Consider the following 20,117-nt stretch of genomic DNA (forward strand, 5'->3'; position numbering starts at 1 on the left):
GCCTTTCCCTCAGGCGCGCAGGGCCTGCGGCGCCGGGACGGCGTCGGCCCAGGGGGCCGGACGGTTCACCTGCGCCCACACCGGATTCTCGACCGAGGTCACGAGCTGGCGCGCCAGCTCCACCATGCCGGCATAGCCGGCGTAACCGATGTTGCGCACATGGTCGATGTCGAGGAAGGGGATGCGCGACTTCAGCGTCGGGTAGATGTAGCGGTCGCCGGCGATCAGGATGTCGGCCCGGCAGCGCTCGAAGGTCTTCAGCAGCTCGATCTGGTCGTTGTCGGCGATCATCAGGGCGTCCGGCCCCATCAGGGCGCGGATGCGGGCCTTGTCCTCCTCCGTCGATTTCTCGGTGCCGGTGGCGACCACCACCATGCCGAGATCCTGCATGGCCGAGACCACCGACCAACTCTTGTAGCCGCCGGTGAAGATCAGCACGCGCTTGCCGCGCAATCGCGCGCGCAGCGGGGCCAGCGCAACTTCCGCCGCCGCTTCCTCCCGCGCGATCAGCGCCTCCGTCCGCGCGGTCAGGTCCGAATCGTTGAGCAGCCGGGCGAAGCCGCGCAACGCCGCGGAGGTGTCCTCAATCCCGTAGAAGCTGCCTTCGAAGAAGGGAATGCGATACCTCTCGTGCAGCTTGCGTGCCACGCCCAGCATGGCCTTGGAGCAGACCACCATGCTGGCCTCCGCCCGGTGCATGGTCTGCACCTCGCGGAACCGGCTGTCGCCGGACAGGGTGCAGAGGATGCGCAGCCCCAGCTCGTCGAACAGCGGGGCGACGTTCCAGAACTCGCCGCCGACGTTCCATTCGCCGATCAGGTTGACGTCGTGGATGCGGAGGCCGGGGCGCTCGGCGGCGGCGGGCACCGGCTCCGGCTCCCGCGTGCCGATGATGCGCTCGACCACCACCTCCCCGGCGATGCGGTTGCCGAGATTCTTGTTGCCGTAGAAGCCGGCGCAGTCCACCGGGATCACCGGGACGCCGAACCGCTCCTGCGCCGCCTTGGCCACCGCATCCAGGTCGTCGCCGGACAGGGCCGGAACGCAGGTGGCGTAGAGGAGGACGGCGGCGGGGCTGTGCGTCTCCACCGTCTGGCGGATGGCCTGGAACAGCCGCCTCTCGCCGCGGCCCATGATGACGTCGATGTCCGTCAGGTCGGTGGTCATGCCGATGCGGAACAGCGACACCCCGCTGGACCGCGTGCCGCGCCCATCCCACGAGCTTCCCGCGCAGCCGATGGGGCCATGCACGATGTGGGCGGCGTCGGCGATGGGCAGCAGCGCGTTGCGCGCCCCGTCGAAGGCGCAGCCGCCCTGGGTGGAGCCCGGCTGCGGCTTCGGGCAGCCCGCCTTCTTGCCCCCGGCTTTGTTGGCGTCGTTGTGGGCGCAGGCCGGCTCGTCGAGCAGCGCCTGGATGTCGTTCGGCTTCATGGCGGGGACCTCCCTGTTAGCCTGGGACAGGGAGAGAGCAAGGGGCATGCCAGCACCCGCTGTTTCCTGCGATCCCGCGCCCCCGCCGGGAAAGGCGGGCGGAAAGCGGCGCCGGTGTTTCGTACGGAAACGTCCCGCCGGAGGGGGTTCGTACCTTTCCGTACGGCCCATGCCCCGGCCGTCCAGCCCGGTCCAGGCCTTCGGCGCATGGCACGCCGCTTGCTCTCCCATCACGCATCCCGATGAACACGACAGGAGGCGGCGATGTCCGACCAGACCGTGATTCACCCACCCTCCGGCACCGGCATCCTGATCGCCGTCGGCGGTGCCGAGGACGGTCTGATCGACCAGCATTTCGGTCAGGCCGAGGAGTTTCTCGTCTATGCGCTGGAGCCCGGCGGCGGGCGCCTGATCGAGCGGCGGTTCATCGCCGTCCATTCCCGTGGTGGCGAGGACCGCCGGGCCACCATCGTCCGCATGCTGGGGGACTGCCGGGCGCTGCTCGTCGCCAAGGTCGGCGAGGCCCCCCGCAAGCTGCTCGCCGACGCCGGCATCGAGGCCACAGACCGCTTCGCGGGCCGATCCGTGGAGGCCGCACTGGCCGAATTGGCGATGACCGCCTGACCCCGCCTTCCCGAAGGAATCCCTCATGTCCGTCGAATCCGCCATCGCCTACATCACGCGCATGCGTGAGGACGAGGCCTTCCGCCGCACCATCAACGACGGCGAGGACGAGGCCGCCAACTGGGCCTTCATCCGGGCCGCCGGCTTCGACTTCACGGTGCCGGAATTCAAGCAGGCCACGGAGGCGATCTACCACGAGCACGGCATCACGCCGCTCTGACGCCTTCGGAAGAGCCCGTCTCGCTCTCCGTCCGATCCGCCGTTTCCAAACGCACCCCAAACGCTTAAGGATGAGCCGTCCATGATCTCCATCCTCTTCAAACGCCTTGCCCTCACCGTCGCCCTGCTGGCTGGCGCCGCCCAAGCCGAAACATTGGCCGAAACGCCAGCCGGGCGTCCGGGCAAGCTGATCGTCGGCTTGCTGCCGGGCGAGTCCGCGCCGACGGTGATGCGGCTGAACGAGCCGCTGCGCGCCTATCTCGAAAAGAAGCTCGGCCTGCCGGTCGAACTCCAGGTCGGGGCCAACTACGCGGCGACCGGTGAGGCGTTGCGGTTCGGGCGGCTCGACGTCGCCTATCTGGGACCGGTCACCTACATCCTGCAGGGCCGCCGCGCCGCGCTGGAGCCCTTCGCCCGCCCGTCGCACGACGTTGTCGGCCCGACCTTCCAAGCGGTGGTGATCGTGCCCGCCGCCAGCCCCGCGACGACGCTGGCCGATCTGCGCGGCAAGGAGGTGGCCTTCGGCGATCCGGCCTCGACCTCCGGCACCTGGGTGCCGCGCTACATGTTCGCCGCCGCCGGTCTGGTGTCGGAACGCGACTACACGCTGCGCGTCCTCGGTGCGCACGATGCGGTGGCTCTGGCCGTGCAGAACGGCAAGGCCGCCGCCGGCGGCCTGTCCATGCCCATCTACAAGCGCCTGCTGAAGGAAGGGAAGATCGACCCGGCCAAGGTGCGGCTGCTGGCCGAATCGCCGGCCATCCCGGAGTACATGTGGACCTTCCGCGATGGGCTGGACCCCGCCTTCAAGGAGGAGGTGCGCAAGGCCTTCACCAGCGTGGACGATGCCGCCGCCCTGGGGGTGTTCCGGGCGAACGCCTTCATCCCCGCCGTGGACGCCGACGTGGACCGTGTGCGCATCTGGGTCGAGGCGATCACCCGGGACCGTCCGCAGGCCGCCTCCATCGTCAAGTGAGGGTGGCGTGACGTGATGGAGACCGGTTCGTTCTCGGCCATCCGCGTCCGCGACCCCGGCTCCTGCCTGTCCGCCCGTCTGGCGGAACGGGGCGGTCATCGGCTTTGCCTGCGCGGTCCTGCACCCCGGCACGTGGTCGGTGGAGCCGGTCTGCTATCTGGAGGATCTGTTCGTCGATCCCGGCGCCCGTGGCGCCGGGGTTGGCGGAGCGCTGATCCGGGATCTCGCCGATCTTGGCCGAACCTGCGGGTGGAAGCGGCTCTACTGGCACACGCGCGCGGACAACAAGGCGGCCCGCCGTCTCTACGATCATTTCACGGAGGCGGACGGCTTCGTCCGCTACACGCTCGTCCTGCGCTGAGGGTTGGCGGTGCCGGGATGGGGAAGCAGCCGGTGTTCAGAGCCGGCGGACATGACGTCCCACCTCAGCGTCCGGCGGCGGGCCGGGTTGGCGGGCCGGCGTCCCGAGATAGAGGAAGCCGACCACCTGGTCCTCCGCGCCGAGGCCGAGCGCGTCGTGCAGGCCGCGATCGAACATCGGCCAGCCCGACCGCCAGATGCCGCCGTAGCCCAGCGCCTGGGCGGCCATCTGCATCGCCATGACGGCGCAACCGGCGGTCAGCCGCTGCTCGAACGGGCTGACGAGTTCGCTGGGCCGCGGGCGGGACACCACCACGATCACCATCGGCGCGCGCAGCGGCATGCGCGGGGCGCGCTCCACGATCTCCGGCGGCTTGCCGGACGCGACGGCGGCCGCTTCCAGCAGGACGCCCAGCCGGACCAGCCCGTCGCCCTCGGCAATGATGAACTCGTAGGGGCGCAGCCGCTGGAAATCGGGCACGCGCAGCGCCGCACGCAGGATGAGGTCGAGATGCTCCCCCTCCGGGGCCGGGGCCTGGAGGGCCGGGCAGGAGCGGCGCTGAAGCAGCAGGGTCAGGGCGTCCATGGTGTCGTCTCGCGTTCCTTGTCGATGCCGAGAAGCGCCGGCCAGTCCGGCAGGTGGTCGATGCGCCGACCGGCGCGCAGGCGTTCCCGCAGGTCGAGCAAAGCGCGGTCGAGCCGCGCCAGAATCTCCAGGCTGGCGCGCTCGTCCGGACCGGTGGCGATCACCTCGGCGATACCGCCGTTGCGGATGACCAGCCGCCGTTGACCGAGCAGCGCCAGGATGGGATCGTGGGTGGAGATCAGGACGATCTTCTCCTCCCCCACCAGCAGGTCGAGCGCGCGGCGGCGGTCGATGCCGGCGTTCTCGATCTCGTCGATCAGCACAACGGGCGAGGCGCTGAGCAGGGCGGTGTCGGCGATCATCAGCGCCCGGCTCTGCCCGCCGCTCAGCTCCGCCAGGGCGTCGTCGGGGCCGAAGGGTTCGCCCGACAGGTCGTTGGCGCCGGCGATCACCGCAGCGACAATGGAGGGCACCCGGCTTCCGGGATCGGGTACCCCGCGGCAGCGCGCGTGCATCGCCACGAACTCGCCCACCGTCAGATCGACGACGAAGGTCATGGTCTGGGAGAGCTGCGCCACCGGCTTGCGGTGGGCGGCGAAGCGCAGCGCCGTCTCCGGCTCCGCGCCGTCGATCAGGATGCGCCGCCCGCTTGGCGTGTCGCCCTGGGCAAGGCATTCGATGTCGGCCAGCAGGCGGCTCTTGCCCGATCCGGTGGGGCCGACGATGCAGGCCACGTCCCCGGCGCGCAGGGTGACCTCGCCCACCTCCGGGCGCCCGGCCTTGTCCCGCCCGCCGAGAATGGTCAGCGACCGCAGGGGGGCGCCGGTCATGGCGGGACCTCCGGAGTCTCGAAGGCGATCTTGCGGACGTGCCCGCGCTGGTGATCGACGCCGATGCAGGTCTCCCCGACGCAGTAGGGGCAGACGGCGGACGGCATGGGGAAGCGCAGGCGGCGGCCCTCCAGCGCGCCGGTGTCCCCGGCGTGGCGGATGCGGTTGGCGAACGCGACCGAGCCCTGGCCGGTGATGCCGTTGACGAACAGCACCGCGGCGCGCGGGTTGGCCAGCGCCACGTGATAGGCGAAGACCTCGCGCTCGGCCTGGGACACGATGTCCCCCTTGGTGATCAGCACGAGATCGGCCAGGCGCAGCATCGGGCCGATCTTGCGCGGCGTTTGCACGCCCGACAGCACGTCCACCACGCAGACCGCCAACACCTCGCGGATGTGGGGGGAGCAGCGGTTGCACAGGCCGGCGCTCTCGCTGACCAGCGCGTCCAAGCCCTGCGATTGCCCCCAGGCGCGGGCGTCGTCGATGTTGCTGACGAAGAAATGGTCGGGACAGATGCCATGCGACAGCCCGACCGCCACCGGGATGCCGGCGCGCCGGTACAGCGCGTCGTCGGCGGTGTCGAGCGCGTCGAACTTGATGACGCCGGCGCGCAGGCCCCCCGCGATCAGGTGGCGGAGCGCGCGGACGATGACGGAGGTCTTGCCGACCGAGGGCGGCCCGGCGACGGTGATCAGGCGCATGGCGGGCTCCAGGCGTCGAAGAAGGTCCGGGTGGCGGCGCGCAGCGTGTCGGCGGTGGAGCGGGCGCGCACCACCTCCCAGCCCGGCCACCACAGGCGCGCGCCCGGCGGCAGGCCCGACGGCACCTCCGGGCACAGCGGCGGGTAGCGGTTGTCCGCGAGCAGGCGCCCGAGATCCGGCCCCTGCATATGCCGCACCAGCGGGTCCAGCCGCTCCCGATCCGCCGCCTTGACGGTCATCCACAGCGGGTAGGCCAGCGCCCCGTCCTCCGGCCAGACCAGTTCCGTCTCCGCGCGGTGGGGGCAGATGCCGGCCAGCGACCAGGGCAGGACATAGACCCCCGCGGGGGAAGCGACGGTGCCGGCGACGCGCGGCATCTCGGCGCTGTGCGTCAGCGTCGCCGTGTTGGCGGCGATGCAGCGCAGGCCGGCGTCCCCGAACATCCGGTGCATCGCCAGCAGGAAGAAATGGTTGACGTGTGCGCCAAATGACCCGCCGGGCCGGCGCCAGCCGCCGAAGGCGAGTTGCCCCCGGTAGGCGAGGCCCAGCAGGTCGCTCCAGCGCCGCGGTACCGGGCGCCCCCTCAGCCGCCGCCTGTCGGCGAGGATGACGAAGGGGGCCACCGCGAAGACGGCGATCCGCCCCTCCGGGTCGGGAAGGCCGCAGTCGGCGAAGGGGGCGGCCACCGGCCCCGGCTGTTCGATCCGGAACGCGCCGCCGGCCACATGCTCGCGATGGAAGCGCCGGTTGAACGTGTTGCCGTGATCGGCGGAGACCAGCATGGCTGGGAAGTCCTCCAGGCGGCGGATGCGGCGCAGCCGGTCGAAGGGTGTGCGCCCGCCCTGTCCCATAGGGAAGCAGCCGGCGAGGATCCGCCCGGTCTCGCGGCGGTGACGGATCAGAACATCCGCCAGACCGTCGCGGACGCGGTGGCGCAGCGGCACCGGCACGCCGCCCAGGAAGTCCAGCCCGCGGGGGGATGGCGCGTCTCCCGGCAGCACCTCCTCGATGGCGTCGATGGCTGCGGCCCAGTCGGCTTCCGGACAGCGCCCGAAAAGGCCTTCCAAGGCCAGTCCGTCCAGTGCCAGCCCGTCCATCGTCATGCCTCCGCCCGGCGCTGACGGCGCAGGCTGTGCTCCACCACATGGCCGAGCACGTCGGCTTGGCTGGCGCCCCATTGCGCGGCGGCCAGTCCGATGGCACCGCTGCGCCCGATGTGACAGCACAGGTTGAACTCCAGGAAGACGCGCCGCCCGCTGGCCGGGTCGTAGCGGTAGTCCATGCGCAGATAATCCATCGGGCCGGCGGTCTCCCACAGCCGGGCGGCGCCGTGGCGGAAGCCCGCCTCCACTTCGGGCCCCGGCGCGAACATCTCGTAGCCCAGCGGGTCGTCGCGCTTGAGATCCTCGGTGATGATGCCGCCGGGCTTGTTGGAGACCGGCAGCACGAGCCCGAGCAGGATGGGCGGCGCGGCGCCGAGGATCGGCACGGTGACGTCGATGCCGGGAGCGTATTGCTCGACCAGCACGCACATGCCGCGCCGGAACAGATGTTCGGCGATGCGGCACGCTCCGGCCCAGTCCTCTTGCACGGACTCGGCGCTCACCCCGTCGGAGGCGGCGCCGAAGCGGTTCTTCACGAAGTAGGGGCCGCGGAAGGCGGGCGGAAAGGCCAGCGCGGCGCGGTCGGCGTAGACCGCCCCCTCCGCCACCGGGATGCCCATGGCCTTGGCGGCCAGCTTCGCGAACCACTTGTCTTCGGCCAGAGCCCGCGTGTTGGCCGGTGCCCCGACGCAGGGCAGGCCGACGAGACCGCACAGCGAGGGGACGAGGATTTCCGGGTTGTCGATCGGGAAGCGGTTGTAGAGGGAAAAAACAAGGTCCGTCCTGCCGCCCGCCGTCAGCACGGCCCGGCAATCGCTGGCGGTGGTCACGGTGTAGCCGAGCGCGGTCCTGGGCCGGCATGTCGTTGGCGGGAACGGCGGCGACCTGCCCCTTGCCCACCATGGACAAGATCTCATAGCCGGCGATTGTCCGCCGCGCTGTGTGGAAGCTCCCGGACCCGAGCCCCGGCCGGACCAGCCGCTTGATCCGCCGGTGATCCTGTTCAACGATATTGTTAAGGCACTTGACTTTGGCTGGCCCATGGCGCGGCGTCCTTCAGTGGCGCCTTCCTCAAACCGCTCGGGCCAGCCAAAATTCTGTCTATACTCAGCGGCAATCCGCTTTAAAGCGGATTGCAATCCGCTTTGGACCGCGCCGGCGGTCCCGGTCGCACATGCGACCGGAGCCCGCCGGCGAATGAGGCGATATGAGTCTAAAGCGAACGGAAGTTCGCTTTAGACTCGGTGCTCCCGCTGATTTCGTTCATCTGTTGACCTGTATGAGCCTCCTTTCGGCGCCAATGTGTTGGATTGTTGCAAAGATGCTTGTGCCATCATTCGATATGCTTCGACAGTGTTGATGTCCGTGGTTATGATTGCGCTTCCTTCAGCGTCGGATATTGCCAAGCAGTCTTCAAATGTTAGCATTTTTCGTCCTTCTAAAAAGAATGTGAAAGTGTTTTGCACATTTGTCAGCGGGTCGGGACCGGCGGGTTCTTGGAGTAGTCGTAGAAGCCGCGTCCGACCTTGCGTCCGACCCAGCCGGCCTCGACATACTTCACCAGCAGCGGGCAGGGGCGGTACTTGCTGTCGGCCAGACCCTCGTAGAGGACCTGCATGACCGCCAGACAGGTGTCCAGGCCGATGAAGTCCGCCAGCTCCAGCGGGCCCATCGGGTGGTTGGCCCCCAGCTTCAGCGCCGTGTCGATGGCCTGGACGCCGCCCACCCCCTCATAGAGGGTGTAGACCGCCTCGTTGATCATCGGCAGCAGGATGCGGTTGACGATGAAGGCCGGAAAGTCCTCGGCCACCGCCGCGGTCTTGCCGATGTTCGCCGTCAGCTCGGCGATCGCGCTGAAGGTCGCCTCGTCGGTCGCGATGCCGCGGATCAGCTCGACGAGCTGCATCACCGGCACCGGGTTCATGAAATGCATGCCCATGAACTTGGACGGGCGGTCCGTCGAGGCGGCGAGCCGGGTGATCGAGATCGACGAGGTGTTCGTCGCGATCAGCGCCTCGGGCTTCAGGTTGGGGACCAGCTTCTTGAAGATCTCGCGCTTGAGCGCTTCGTTCTCCGTCGCGGCCTCGACCACGAGATCGGCGTCATGGAACACGGACAGGTCGGACCCGGTGGAGATGCGGGCGATCGCCGCCGTCTTGTCGGCCTCCGTCAGCTTCCCCTTCTGAACCTGACGGTCCATGTTCTTGGAGATGGCGGCCACCGACTTCTGCAGAATCTCCGGGCTGATGTCGGAGATGACGACCTCGTACCCCGCCTGCGCGCAGACGTGGGCGATGCCGCTGCCCATCTGGCCGGCACCGATGATGCCAATCTTCTTGATCGTGGACATATGAGCTTTCCCGCTTGTCTTTGGGCCGCTGGTCTTCCGAGGAGGATTGGCCGGTTACGCCTTGTCCAGCGCGGCCGTCAGCTCCGGCACCGCCTTGAACAGGTCGGCGACGAGGCCGTAGTCGGCGACCTGGAAGATCGGCGCCTCCTCGTCCTTGTTGATCGCGACGATGACCTTGCTGTCCTTCATGCCGGCGAGGTGCTGGATGGCACCGGAGATGCCGACGGCGATGTACAGCTCGGGCGCCACGATCTTGCCGGTCTGGCCGACCTGGTAGTCGTTGGGCACGAAGCCGGCGTCCACCGCCGCGCGGCTGGCGCCGACCGCCGCCCCCAGCTTGTCGGCCAGTGCCTCCAGCAGCTTGAAGTTCTCGCCCGACTGCATGCCGCGGCCGCCCGACACGACGATCTTGGCCTGGGTCAGCTCCGGACGCTCCGACTTGGTCAGCTCCTGGCCGACGAACCTGGCCGAACCGGCGTCGCCCGTCCCGGCGATGCTCTCGACCGTCGCCGAGCCGCCCGTGGCGGCGGCCGCCTCGAAGGCGGTGGTGCGCACCGTGACGACCTTGATCGGGTCGGCGGACTTCACCGTGGCGATGGCGTTGCCGGCGTAGATCGGCCGCTCGAAGGTGTCGGCGGAGACCACCCCGGTGATGTCGGAGATCGCCGCGACGTCGAGCAGCGCGGCGACGCGCGGCAGCATCTTCACGTTGGCGGTCTCAACGCCGGAACCGTCCGCCTTGACGCGGATCTTGACGTTGTAATCGACCACCCGCTTGACCGGGACGAGGACCTTCATGTCTGGGTTGCTTCTTCCGTGGTTCGAATGTCGGACAGGAAACGTTCGATTTCCGTGCGCAGGCTGGCGGCTTGCCGGGTAAGGTCGCCGGAGGCGCTCAACACATCCCCCGCCGCCGTCTTGGTGCTGTTGGCGGAGCGCGCCACGCCGTCGATGATGGCGGTCACGGACTGAGTTGCCGTTGCCGCCTGACCGGCGTTGGCAGCGATCTCGGCAATCGCCGCACCCTGCTCCTCAACGGCGCCGGTCACGATGGCAGAGATTTGTCCCATCTCCTCAATCACCGAGACGATCTGGCCAATGGCAACGGCCGCCCCGTCGGTTACAGACTGCATGGTGTCGATCTGGGCGCCGATCTCCTCGGTCGCTCTGGCCGTCTGAGCGGCCAGACTTTTGACCTCCGACGCCACGACGGCGAAGCCCTTGCCGGCCTCTCCGGCGCGGGCCGCCTCGATGGTCGCGTTCAGGGCCAACAGGTTGGTCTGCGCCGCGATATCCTGGATGAGCTGCACCACGGCGCCGATGCGGCCGGAAGTTTCCACCAGCACCCGCATGGTATCGCCGGCTTGCCCGGAGGCGTCGATGGCAGCTTGGGTGATGCGGCTGGATTCCTCGTTGTGGCGACGGATGTTGCTGATGGAAGTGCGGAGTTGGTTGGCCGCCGAAGCCACGGTGCCGACACTCGCCGCCGTCTGCTCGGCCGCAGCGGCGACGCCGGTGGCCTCGTTCAGGGTGCGGTCGGCACCGTCGCTCATGGTTTGGGCGGTCGCTTCCAATCCGTCTGCGGACGAGGCCACGGCGCGGACGATGCCTCCGACACGGGAATCAAAGCCTTGGGTAGCCTGCTCCAGCGCACGTGTCCGCTTTTCGCGCTCAGCGCGCACCCGCTCCTGTTCTGCCTTCAGAACCTCGGTGCGCCCCAGTGCCTCCTGAAACACCTGCATGGCGCCAGCCATCCGACCGATCTCATCACGGCGATCCCGGGCCGGAATTGTGATGGTGAGGTCTCCTTCGGCAAGGCGTTGCATGGCGTGGCTCATCGCGCTCAGCGACGTCGTGATGCCACGGGCAAAAAGGACGCCGCCCGCGCAGATGATGAGCAACAATAGGCAACCGGCGATCATCATCTGGTTGCGCATGGCGTAAACCGGCGCCAGCACCTCCGCCACTGAGGCTTCCGCCAGAACGGTCCAGGCCAGCCTGTCGTGCCGCAGCGGACGGGCCGCGGCCAGGGCGACCGCCGTGCCAAGCGCGTTCATCGTCTCAACCACGCGCGCGTTGCCATCATATCCGCCAGCTGGGCCCATGGTGATGGATCCGCCGACGTGGCGGGACAGGACGGGCAGGCCGTGAGCGAAGCGGGGTGTGCTGCGCAGAAGGCCATCGGCGCCGAGAAGGTAGGTGTCACCGGTCTCCCCCATGCCATCGGTCGCCCGCATGATGCGGTTCAGGCCGTTGGGCTCCAGCCGAAATGCGAGGAGGGCGAGCAATTGGGCGCTGCCGTCCGGCTGCGGCATGGTGATGGGACTAACGAGAAAGGCCGAGGGCGGCTCGTCGGGCGCGCCATAGACGGTGAAGTCAGCGATCTGCAGGGTGCCGGGGCGTGGATCGCTTCGGACGGCGGCCTGAAGGTTGGCCAGGGCGGGTGACGCGACCGGCCGGGCAAAGTCGGCCCCCTTGGCAACGCTATAAATCACCATGCCCTCAGGACTCAGCAAAAGCACGTCGGCGAGACCCCGGCGCTGCATGAGATCCTGCATCCAGCCATGCAGCCGCAGGTGTGCGATGTCGTACATCGCGCCGGAATCCGCCTTTTCCAGCCTGTGGCGCTCGCCAGCCGGGTATGGGTTGTCGTCCACGTAGCGCTTGCGCAGGGAAGCGCCAGCGTCCCCGCGGTCGGCCTCGACGCGCCAGCCATTGCTCATCCCGACCGCCGCGTCACGCATGGACCGGGTGCTGGCGGTCAGCACGATGTCGCTTTCCAAATTCTCCAGATAGGCGCGCACGCTGGCTTCGCGCGCATCGGCCAACGCCACCAGCTTGTCCTGCGCCGTCTCCCGCAAGCGCCTGGACGCAGCATCATAGGCGAAACTGCCGAGCAGCACGGCAGCAAGCACCGCCGAGGTCACCAACGCGCCAGGGATTTTGTACGTCAAGAACACGGCGATACCTCCGGTGCAGGGCGAGGAAGGATCAGCGGCTGCGCCTGCCGATCCAGGCAAGGCACTCGCCGACGACGCCGCGTCGGAAGACCAGCACGCAGACCACGAAGATGGCGCCGATCACCACCGGAACCGGCATGCTGGTGGCCGCCAGATAGCTTTCCAGCGTGACGACGATGGCCGCCCCCACCACCGGGCCAAGCAGCGTGCCCATGCCGCCGAGCAGCGTCATCAGCACCACCTCGCCGGACATCTGCCACGTCACATCGGTCAGCGAGGCGAGCTGGAAGACCAGCGCCTTGGTGCCGCCGGCCAGACCGGCGAGGCTCGCCGACAGCACGAAGGCCAGCAGCTTGTAGCGCTCCGTCCGGTAGCCCAGCGACACGGCGCGCGGCTCGTTCTCGCGGATCGCCTTCAGAACCTGGCCGAAGGGCGAATGCACCGCGCGCCAGACCACCGCGAAGCCGACCAGGAACACCGCCAGCACGAAGTAATACATGGATAGCGAGTTGTTCAGGTCGATCACCCCGAACAGATGCCCGCGCGGCACCGCCTGGATGCCGTCCTCACCGCCGGTGAACTTGAGCTGCAGGGCCATGAAGAAGACCATTTGCGACAGCGCCAGCGTGATCATCGCGAAGTAGATGCCCTGCCGGCGGATCGCCAGCGCGCCGAAGGCGAGGCCGAGCAGGGCGGAGAAGCCCATGCCGAGCAGGATGCTGACCTCCGGCCCCAGCCCCCAGACCTTGGCGGAATGGGCGGTGATGTAGGCCGCCCCGCCGAAGAAGGCGGCGTGGCCGAAGCTCAGCAGCCCGGCGAAGCCGATCAGCAGGTTGAAGGCGCAGGCGAACAGCGCGAAGCACAGCACCTTCATCACGAAGACGGGGTACAGCACGTAGGGTGCGGCCAGCGCGATCAGCAGGCCGATGCCGAGGATGATGGCGTTGCGGGTGCTGTCCTGCCCCGGACGGCGCAGCGCGATGGTCGTCGTCTGGGTGTCGGCCGTCTTGATGCCGGCCGTTTTGATGCTGGTCGTCTTGCTTTGGGTGGCCATGGCTCAGCGCTCCCGTCCGAAGAGGCCCGCGGGCTTGATGAGAAGGACGATCGCCATCACGACGAACACCACGATGTTGGAGGCTTCCGGGTAGAAGACCTTGGTCAACCCTTCCAGCAGCCCCAGCCCCAGGCCGGTGACGATGGCGCCGAGGATCGAGCCCATGCCGCCGATGACCACCACCGCGAAGACGACGATGATCAGGTTGGAGCCCATCAGGGGCGACACTTGGTAGATCGGTGCCGCGAGCACGCCGGCCAGCCCGGCCAGCGCGCCGCCGAAGCCGTAGGTGGCGGTGATCATCACCGGCACGTTGATGCCGAAGGCCTGGACCAGCACGGGGTTCTCGGTGGCGGCGCGCAGGTAGGCGCCGAGCCGCGTCCGCTCGATGGCGAACCACGTCCCGAAGCAGACGATCAGCGAGGCGACGACGACCCAGCCGCGGTAGTTGGGCAGGAACATGAAGCCGAGGTTCTGGCCGCCCTTGAGCGCGTCCGGGATCGGATAGGGCTGGCCCGACACGCCGTAGAAGTGGCGGAAGGCGCCTTCCATGATCAGGGCGAGGCCGAAGGTCAGCAGCAGGCCGTAGAGATGGTCGAGCTTGTAGAGCCGCGACAGCATGGTCTTTTCCAGCACCACGCCCAGCAGCCCGACGATCAGCGGCGACAGGCCCAACGCCCACCAGTAGCCGAGGCCGAGCTTGGTCAGCAGCAGCCACGCCACGAAGGCGCCGATCATGTAGAGCGCGCCGTGGGCGAAGTTGATGACGTTCAGCATGCCGAAGATGACCGCCAGCCCAAGGCTGAGCAGCGCGTAGAAGGACCCGTTGATGAGGCCGAGCAGAAGCTGGCCGAACAGGACCTGGGGCGGCACCCCCAGCAAGTCGAACATGACCGTCCCTCCCTATGAATCGAGCGCTTGTTGGGTTTTGATTGTTGGACGGCAGGTGGTTTCTGTGCCGTCAGACACCCAGATAGGTGTGCAGCTTGTCCATGTTCTGGGCGAGCTGGTCGTTGGGGATCATGTCCACGACATGGCCTTCCTCCATCACGTAATGGCGGTCGGCGATGGTCGCGGCGAAGCGGAAATTCTGCTCCACCAGCACGATGGTGAAGCCGCGCTGCTTCAGCTTGCGCACCGCCACGCCGATCTGCTCGATGATGACGGGGGCCAGCCCCTCGGTCGGCTCGTCGAGAAGGATCAGGTCGGCGCCGGTGCGCAGGATGCGCGCGATGGCCAGCATTTGCTGCTCGCCGCCCGACAGGCGCGTGCCCTGGGTGGTGCCGCGGCCCTGGAGATTGGGGAACAGCTCGTAAATCTGCGGCACGGTCATGCCGCCCGACTTCACCACCGGCGGCAGCATCAGGTTCTCGTCCACGCTGAGCGAGGAGAAGATGCCGCGCTCCTCCGGCACATAGCCGATGCCGAGGCGGGGGATCTTGTGCTGCGCCATGCCGATCAGTTCCTTGCCCTGGAAGCGGATCGAGCCGTTGCGCTTGCCGACGATGCCCATGATCGAGCGCATGGTCGTCGTCTTGCCGGCGCCGTTGCGGCCCAGCAGGGTCACCACTTCGCCCTGGCGCACGTCGATGTTGACGCCGTGCAGCACGTGGCTCTCGCCGTAGAAGGCCTGGAGGTCGCGGATTTCCAGCATGGTGGTCTTCACGGTCGCGCCGTCAGGCATGGCCCACCTCACCCGTGCCGGCCCCCGTGCCCATGTAGGCTTCCATGACCTGCGGGTTGCGCGATACGACGTCGTATGCGCCCTCGGCCAGGATCTCGCCGCGGCGGAGCACGGTGATGGTGTCCGACAGGTGGGCGACGACCGACAGGTTGTGCTCGACCATCAGGATGGTGCGGTCGGCGGAGACGCGCTTGATCAGCGCGGCGGTGCCCTCGATGTCCTCGTGGCCCATGCCGGCCAGCGGCTCGTCGAGCAGCATCACCTCAGGGTCGAGGGCCAGCGTGGTGGCGATCTCCAGCGCGCGCTTGCGTCCGTAGGGCAGCTCGGCGGCGGTGTGGCCGGCCCAGGGGGTGAGGTTCACCGCCTCGATCAGTTCCTCGGCGCGGTCGTGCAGGTCGTGCAGGCTGGCCTCCGGCTTCCAGAAATGGAAGCTGGTGCCGCGCGGGCGCTGCAGCGCGACGCGGACGTTCTCCAGCACGCTGAGATGCGGGAAGACGGCGGAGATCTGGAAGGAGCGGACCATGCCGAGCAGCGCCACGTCGGCGGGCTTCATGGCGGTGATGTCGCGCCCCTTGTAGAGGATCTGGCCGCGCGTCGGCGTCAGGAACTTGGTCAGCAGGTTGAAGACCGTGCTCTTGCCGGCGCCGTTCGGGCCGATCAGCGCGTGGATGGTGCCGCGGCGAACCCGGAGGTTCACCCCCTTCACCGCGATGAAGCCTCCGAACTCCTTCGAGAGTCCGCGCGCCTCGAGGATGATGTCATTGGTGCCGGTGATCATGCCCGCTGTCCCAAGTCCTGTCTCGTTCGGCCGTGGCGTCCATCCTTTCAGTGTCCGGTGAAGCTCGGCGGCCTCTTGCCCAGCAAGGCGGCCACCGCTTCCTTGTGGTCGGCCGTCGCGTGGGCAAGCGCCTGCATCGCCGCCGACAGCTCGAGCAAATGGTCGAGCGTGGCGTTGCGTCCTTCTCTCAGCAGCCGTTTGGTCATGCGGACCGCGTGGGGTGGGTTGGCGGCGATGCGCATCGCCAGCTTGCGGGCTTCGGCGAGCAGTTCGTCGTTCGGCACCACCTTCGATACGAGGCCGCAGGCCAACGCTTCGGCCGCGTCGATCGGATCGCCGGTCAGAGCCATCTCGCAGGCCTTGGAGAAGCCAACGACGCGCGGCAGCAACCACGCTCCGCCATCGCCCGGCACGATGCCGACCTTGACGAAGCTCTCCGCGAACACGGCGCGTTCCGCGGCGATCCGGAGATCGCACATGCAGGCGAGATCGCAACCGGCGCCGATGGCCGGGCCGTTCACCGCCGCAATGATCGGGACCTCCAGCGCCTCGAAGGCCAGGGGAAGCCGCTGGATCCCAAACTTGTAGTTCCGCCGGGTTTGGGCCGGCAGAGGATCGTTGATTCCGCCCTGCTCACCCATCGTTTTCAAGTTGCCGCCGGACGAGAAGCTCGTCCCGGTGCCGGTCAGGATCGCCGTACGGATTGACAGATCGCGGTCAATCCGGTCGAGCGCCTCCAGCATCGCCTCGATCATGTCGGGGTCGGAGATGGGATTGCGGGTTTCCGGCCGGTTGATCGTCAACGTGACGATCCCGTCGTCGTTCTCGAAGATGATTGGATCGGACATGGGGAAGTTCCTGATAAGCCGGTGTGGGGCGCCGACGGACGGCTGAAGGGAAGGGCGTGTCAGCGCAGCCCCAGGCCCCGCGCGATGATTCCGCGCAGGATTTCCCGCGTGCCGCCACGCAGGGAGAAGGCCGGCGCGTTGAGGATGGAGTAGCCAAGCACAGCCGACAGGGCATCGTGCGACCGCAGATCGGGCTCCATCGCCATAAGCTGTCGGGCGATCTCCGGAATCTCCTGCTCGACCAGGGCGCCCAGATCCTTGACGACCGACGCCTGCAAAGCGGGGTTGCGGCCATCCTGCAGCATGCCGGCCACCGACCGCGACAGGCGGCGGAGAACGACCAGGTGGACGCCCAGCCGACCGAGCGCACCCGCCGCATCCGGCGTCATCTGGCTGCCAAGCGCCCGCACCAGTTCGACAAACAGCACGAAGGTCGACATGAAGCGTTCTGGGCCGCTGCGCTCATAGGCCAGTTCGCTCATCACCTGGTTCCAGCCGTCCCCCTCCTGCCCGATCAGGGCGGAGTGCGGCAGAAGCACGTCTTCAAACACGACCTCGTTGAAGTGCCGCGCGCCCGACAGGTCGGCGATGGGCCGGATGGTGATGCCGGGAAGCGTCAGGTCAACCAGGAACTGGCTGGTCCCGCCGTGCCGATCGTCCGCAGCGCCGGTACGGCAGTAGAGGATCATGGCGTGGGCATGGTGGGCATAGGTCGTCCACAGCTTGGTGCCGTTGACCCGCCAGCCCCCCTCCACCGGAACGGCGCGCGTGCGCACCGCCGCGAGATCGGATCCGGAATCCGGTTCGCTCATGCCGATGCAGAAGAAGAACTCGCCGGCGGCGATGCGCGGCAGGATGCTGCGCTTCTGTTCCTCGGTCCCGACTTTCAGCAGCAAAGGGCCGCTTTGTCGGTCGGCGATCCAGTGGGCGGCAACCGGAGCGCCGGCCGCCAGCAGTTCCTCCAGAACGACGTAGCGTTCCAGTGCGCTGCGTTCGTGTCCGCCATACTGCTTGGGCCACGCCATACCGATCCAGCCGCGCTGTCCCAGCTTGCGGCTGAACTCGGCATCGAACCCGCTCCAGGAGCGGATGCGTTTGGCGGCGGGATAGCCGGCCAGCTCCGCCGCCAGGAAGGCGCGCACCTCGGCACGCAGCTCGGCCGTGTCCGGCGCCGTCGGCGGCGCCGGAAATGAAAAATCTTGCATCGAGGGATGTCTCCGGGAAGGGCGGCGCTGATCAGAGAGCGGCGATCAGCGGCCAAACTCCATCGGCGCCGGCCTCGGCCATGCGCTGTCCGAACAGGCGATTCCAGTGCGCCTCGTTTCCAAACTCGTCGCGCCAGGACCACAGGCGCTTGGTCAGGAAATGCAGGCTGTGTTCATGGGTGAAGCCGATGGCGCCATGCACCTGATGGGCAATGGTCGCGACGACACCCGCCGCCTCGCCTGCCCGCGCCTTGCCGACGGCGACGGTCAATGACCGGGCCCCCTGAGACAGCCCCTCGGCGGCGAGGTCGGCGGCTCCGGACGCGGCGGCCGCGTGGCCCGCCAGGACGGCCAAGGACTGCTGGATCGCCTGGAACTTGCCGATGGGGCGGCCAAACTGAGCGCGCTCGTTGGCGTAGCCGACGGTCATTTCCAGCACGCGCCCGATGGCGCCGGCCATCGCGGCGGTGCGCAGGGCCGCCCCCATCGCCATGAGATCGCCGATTCCCGTTCCTTCGGGGAGAGGGGCAACCGCCGTGTCCGGAACCGGGCCGTCCACGAACAGGCTGTCGCGCGGTTCAACGGCCAGATTATGAGCGCATTCCGTCCGGACCTGCCCATCGCCGAGCCGGATGGCAAAGGTCTGTCCACCCGCCTCGGCCAGGACGAGAACGGTCTGTGCCGAGCGCGCCCAGGGGACGCGGTGGGCGGTCCCGGACAGGTTCCAGCCGCCGCCCGCTCGTTCCAAATGGAACCGATCGGTGGGGCGGACCGGCGCCACGGTTGCCGGTCCGGAGGACAGAGGCAGTCCCGCGGCGGCCAGGAAGCGGTTCGCCAGCATGGTTTCGGCCAGGGGCAACGGCACAGCGTTGGCTCCGGCGACGCGGATCACCATCGCAGCGTCCACGTCGTCGAGTCCGACCCCGCCATGCTCTTCGCCAACCATGGCGAGGGGCAAGCCCATCTCCTCGATCAGGGTCCACTCCTCGCCCAGCCAAGCACCGGTTTCGGCACCGAGCAGACGTTGCGGGGAGATGCGTTCCGTGAACAGCCGGTTGGCCGTGTCCCGTACGATCTGACTTGTCTCGCTCACGTTTGGATCTCTTGACATGAAGGGGAGAGTGCGATGGCAGCGACCGTGCGCCGGGAGCGAAGAGTGCCGCCCCCTTCCTATTTCTTGAGCAGCGGGCACTGGCTTTCGGCGACGGGGCGGAAGGCCTGCTCGCCGGGCACCGATCCAACCACCTTGAACAGGTCCCAGGAGTCGCGCGATTCCTCAGGCTTTTTCACCTGGACCAGATACATCTCGTGCAGCATCCGGCCGTCGGCGCGCACGGTGCCGCCGTCGGCAAACATGTCCTTGACCGGCGTGGCCCGCATGGCCTCCATCACCTTGTCGGCGTTGTCGGTGCCGGTCGCCTCGACCGCCTTCAGGTAATGCAACACCGCGGAATAGGTGCCGGCCTGCACGCTGGTCGGGCGCTTTCCGGTCTTGGCGTGGAAGCGGTCGGACCAGGCGGTGGTTTCGGGAGTGCGGTTCCAGATGAAACCGCTCGACATCAGGATGCCGGCCGCGTCGGACAGGCCGATGGCGCGGATGTCCGGCTCGAAGGCGAGCAGAGCCACCACCTTGACCTTGCTGTCGTCGAGAATGCCGAATTCCTTGGCCTGCTTGATCGCGGTGATGGTGTCCTGGCCGGCGTTGGCCAGAGCGATGACCTTGGCACCCGAGGCTTGAGCCTGCAGCAGGTAGGAGCTCATGTCCTGCGTGGGGAAGGGGTGGCGGACGCTGCCGACGACCTTGCCGCCATTGGCTTCCAGCACCTTGCGCACATCGTTTTCCAAGTCATGTCCGAAGGCGTAGTCGGCGGTGATGAAAAACCAGGTGTCGCCACCGCTCTGCAAGGTTGCTTTGGCGTTCACGGTGGCCAGCGAATAGGTGTCGTAGACCCACGACACGCCGTACGGAGAGCAGGACGCGTTGGTCATGCCGGACGTGCCGGCGCCGGTGTTCAGCGCCACCTTCTTCGAGCGCACCGCCACCTGCTGGAGGGCAAGGCCGACCGACGATGTCACCATGTCCGCGATGGCGTCGACCTGCTCGGTATCGAACCATTTTTGAACGACGGAGCTGGCGATATCCGCCTTGTTCTGGTGATCGGCCTTGATGATCTCAATGGGAACGCCCTTGACCTTCCCACCGAAATCCTCAGCCGCCAATTCGGCCGCGACCACCGAACCATTGCCGGCGATGTCGGTGTAGACGCCCGACAGGTCGGTGATGACGCCGATCTTGACCTTGTTGTCGGAAACTCCTTGAGCGAAGGCCACCTGTGTCAGCGCGACGAGCGAAGTGGCCAGAGCCGCCAAAGTCTTCATGATTCCCTTCCTCCCAAAACCTGATTTTG

At 67.9% G+C, this 20,117-nt stretch carries 21 protein-coding genes and 1 pseudogene; 4 read left to right on the top strand and 18 right to left on the bottom strand.

What is annotated here, in order from left to right:
• Positions 1 to 9 precede the first annotated feature (9 nt).
• A complete protein-coding gene (gene nifE, locus Sp245p_RS25390; RefSeq protein WP_014199505.1) occupies positions 10 to 1,431 on the bottom strand; it encodes a nitrogenase iron-molybdenum cofactor biosynthesis protein NifE in 1,422 nt (473 codons plus the stop codon).
• 264 nt (positions 1,432 to 1,695) lie between these two features.
• On the opposite strand from nifE, the gene Sp245p_RS25395 reads away from it, so the two are divergent.
• The 4 genes from Sp245p_RS25395 (at position 1,696) to Sp245p_RS25410 (ending at position 3,611) form a co-directional block, all read left to right on the top strand.
• Positions 1,696 to 2,055 carry a NifB/NifX family molybdenum-iron cluster-binding protein gene (locus Sp245p_RS25395; RefSeq protein WP_014199504.1) on the top strand — a complete coding sequence of 120 codons (360 nt, stop codon included), beginning with the start codon at positions 1,696 to 1,698 and terminating at the stop codon, positions 2,053 to 2,055.
• Positions 2,056 to 2,080: 25 nt separating this feature from the next.
• The gene (locus Sp245p_RS25400; protein ID WP_014199503.1) at positions 2,081 to 2,275 is read left to right on the top strand and encodes a Nif11-like leader peptide family natural product precursor; all 195 of its coding nucleotides are present in this window, start codon (positions 2,081 to 2,083) and stop codon (positions 2,273 to 2,275) included.
• A gap of 81 nt (positions 2,276 to 2,356) precedes the next feature.
• The gene (gene phnD, locus Sp245p_RS25405; RefSeq protein WP_014199502.1) at positions 2,357 to 3,250 is read left to right on the top strand and encodes a phosphate/phosphite/phosphonate ABC transporter substrate-binding protein; all 894 of its coding nucleotides are present in this window, start codon (positions 2,357 to 2,359) and stop codon (positions 3,248 to 3,250) included.
• 97 nt (positions 3,251 to 3,347) lie between these two features.
• Positions 3,348 to 3,611, top strand: a complete 264-nt coding sequence (locus tag Sp245p_RS25410; RefSeq protein WP_041813920.1) for a GNAT family N-acetyltransferase — start codon at positions 3,348 to 3,350, stop codon at positions 3,609 to 3,611.
• Positions 3,612 to 3,647: 36 nt separating this feature from the next.
• Here Sp245p_RS25410 and Sp245p_RS25415 read toward each other — a convergent pair whose 3' ends face one another.
• The 17 genes and pseudogenes from Sp245p_RS25415 to Sp245p_RS25500 form a co-directional block, all read right to left on the bottom strand.
• Positions 3,648 to 4,196 carry a nitroreductase family protein gene (locus Sp245p_RS25415; RefSeq protein ID WP_014199500.1) on the bottom strand — a complete coding sequence of 183 codons (549 nt, stop codon included), beginning with the start codon at positions 4,194 to 4,196 and terminating at the stop codon, positions 3,648 to 3,650.
• Positions 4,184 to 5,026, bottom strand: a complete 843-nt coding sequence (locus Sp245p_RS25420) for an ATP-binding cassette domain-containing protein (RefSeq protein ID WP_014199499.1) — start codon at positions 5,024 to 5,026, stop codon at positions 4,184 to 4,186. Before Sp245p_RS25420 ends, Sp245p_RS25415 begins: the two co-directional genes overlap by 13 nt.
• A complete protein-coding gene (locus tag Sp245p_RS25425; RefSeq protein WP_014199498.1) occupies positions 5,023 to 5,727 on the bottom strand; it encodes a GTP-binding protein in 705 nt (234 codons plus the stop codon). Before Sp245p_RS25425 ends, Sp245p_RS25420 begins: the two co-directional genes overlap by 4 nt.
• On the bottom strand, positions 5,718 to 6,824 hold the full coding sequence (locus Sp245p_RS25430) for an ABC transporter substrate-binding protein (protein ID WP_109139040.1): 1,107 nt from the start codon (positions 6,822 to 6,824) through the stop codon (positions 5,718 to 5,720). The genes Sp245p_RS25425 and Sp245p_RS25430 overlap by 10 nt, the downstream gene beginning before the upstream one ends.
• Positions 6,825 to 6,826: 2 nt before the next feature.
• Positions 6,827 to 7,660 (bottom strand): D-alanine--D-alanine ligase family protein, encoded by an 834-nt coding sequence (locus Sp245p_RS25435; protein WP_014199496.1) that lies wholly within the window; start codon positions 7,658 to 7,660, stop codon positions 6,827 to 6,829.
• A gap of 118 nt (positions 7,661 to 7,778) precedes the next feature.
• Positions 7,779 to 7,841: pseudogene (locus tag Sp245p_RS36580) on the bottom strand (hypothetical protein); the annotation flags it as partial.
• 460 nt (positions 7,842 to 8,301) lie between these two features.
• Entirely contained in the window at positions 8,302 to 9,180 is an 879-nt protein-coding gene (locus Sp245p_RS25450; RefSeq protein WP_014199495.1) for a 3-hydroxybutyryl-CoA dehydrogenase, read from the bottom strand.
• A 54-nt stretch (positions 9,181 to 9,234) separates the two neighbouring features.
• Complete coding sequence (locus Sp245p_RS25455) at positions 9,235 to 9,978, bottom strand: electron transfer flavoprotein subunit alpha/FixB family protein (RefSeq protein WP_246119815.1); 744 nt, start codon at positions 9,976 to 9,978, stop codon at positions 9,235 to 9,237.
• Positions 9,975 to 12,140 (bottom strand): methyl-accepting chemotaxis protein, encoded by a 2,166-nt coding sequence (locus tag Sp245p_RS25460; RefSeq protein WP_109139004.1) that lies wholly within the window; start codon positions 12,138 to 12,140, stop codon positions 9,975 to 9,977. Before Sp245p_RS25460 ends, Sp245p_RS25455 begins: the two co-directional genes overlap by 4 nt.
• A 31-nt stretch (positions 12,141 to 12,171) precedes the next feature.
• Positions 12,172 to 13,194 (bottom strand): branched-chain amino acid ABC transporter permease, encoded by a 1,023-nt coding sequence (locus tag Sp245p_RS25465; protein WP_109139005.1) that lies wholly within the window; start codon positions 13,192 to 13,194, stop codon positions 12,172 to 12,174.
• 3 nt (positions 13,195 to 13,197) lie between these two features.
• A complete protein-coding gene (locus Sp245p_RS25470; RefSeq protein ID WP_109139006.1) occupies positions 13,198 to 14,085 on the bottom strand; it encodes a branched-chain amino acid ABC transporter permease in 888 nt (295 codons plus the stop codon).
• A 70-nt stretch (positions 14,086 to 14,155) separates the two neighbouring features.
• A complete protein-coding gene (locus Sp245p_RS25475; RefSeq protein WP_014199493.1) occupies positions 14,156 to 14,878 on the bottom strand; it encodes an ABC transporter ATP-binding protein in 723 nt (240 codons plus the stop codon).
• Positions 14,871 to 15,656: an ABC transporter ATP-binding protein gene (locus Sp245p_RS25480; RefSeq protein WP_014199492.1), complete on the bottom strand. Its 786-nt coding sequence runs from the start codon at positions 15,654 to 15,656 to the stop codon at positions 14,871 to 14,873. The genes Sp245p_RS25475 and Sp245p_RS25480 overlap by 8 nt, the downstream gene beginning before the upstream one ends.
• Positions 15,657 to 15,703: 47 nt before the next feature.
• Positions 15,704 to 16,504, bottom strand: a complete 801-nt coding sequence (locus tag Sp245p_RS25485) for a crotonase/enoyl-CoA hydratase family protein (RefSeq protein ID WP_014199491.1) — start codon at positions 16,502 to 16,504, stop codon at positions 15,704 to 15,706.
• A 59-nt stretch (positions 16,505 to 16,563) separates the two neighbouring features.
• Entirely contained in the window at positions 16,564 to 17,709 is a 1,146-nt protein-coding gene (locus tag Sp245p_RS25490) for an acyl-CoA dehydrogenase family protein (protein ID WP_014199490.1), read from the bottom strand.
• 31 nt (positions 17,710 to 17,740) lie between these two features.
• The gene (locus tag Sp245p_RS25495) at positions 17,741 to 18,802 is read right to left on the bottom strand and encodes an acyl-CoA dehydrogenase family protein (protein ID WP_014199489.1); all 1,062 of its coding nucleotides are present in this window, start codon (positions 18,800 to 18,802) and stop codon (positions 17,741 to 17,743) included.
• A 77-nt stretch (positions 18,803 to 18,879) separates the two neighbouring features.
• Complete coding sequence (locus Sp245p_RS25500) at positions 18,880 to 20,088, bottom strand: ABC transporter substrate-binding protein (protein WP_014199488.1); 1,209 nt, start codon at positions 20,086 to 20,088, stop codon at positions 18,880 to 18,882.
• Positions 20,089 to 20,117 lie beyond the last annotated feature (29 nt).

This window comes from Azospirillum baldaniorum (assembly GCF_003119195.2).
GTDB classification, from domain to species: Bacteria; Pseudomonadota; Alphaproteobacteria; order Azospirillales; family Azospirillaceae; genus Azospirillum; species Azospirillum baldaniorum.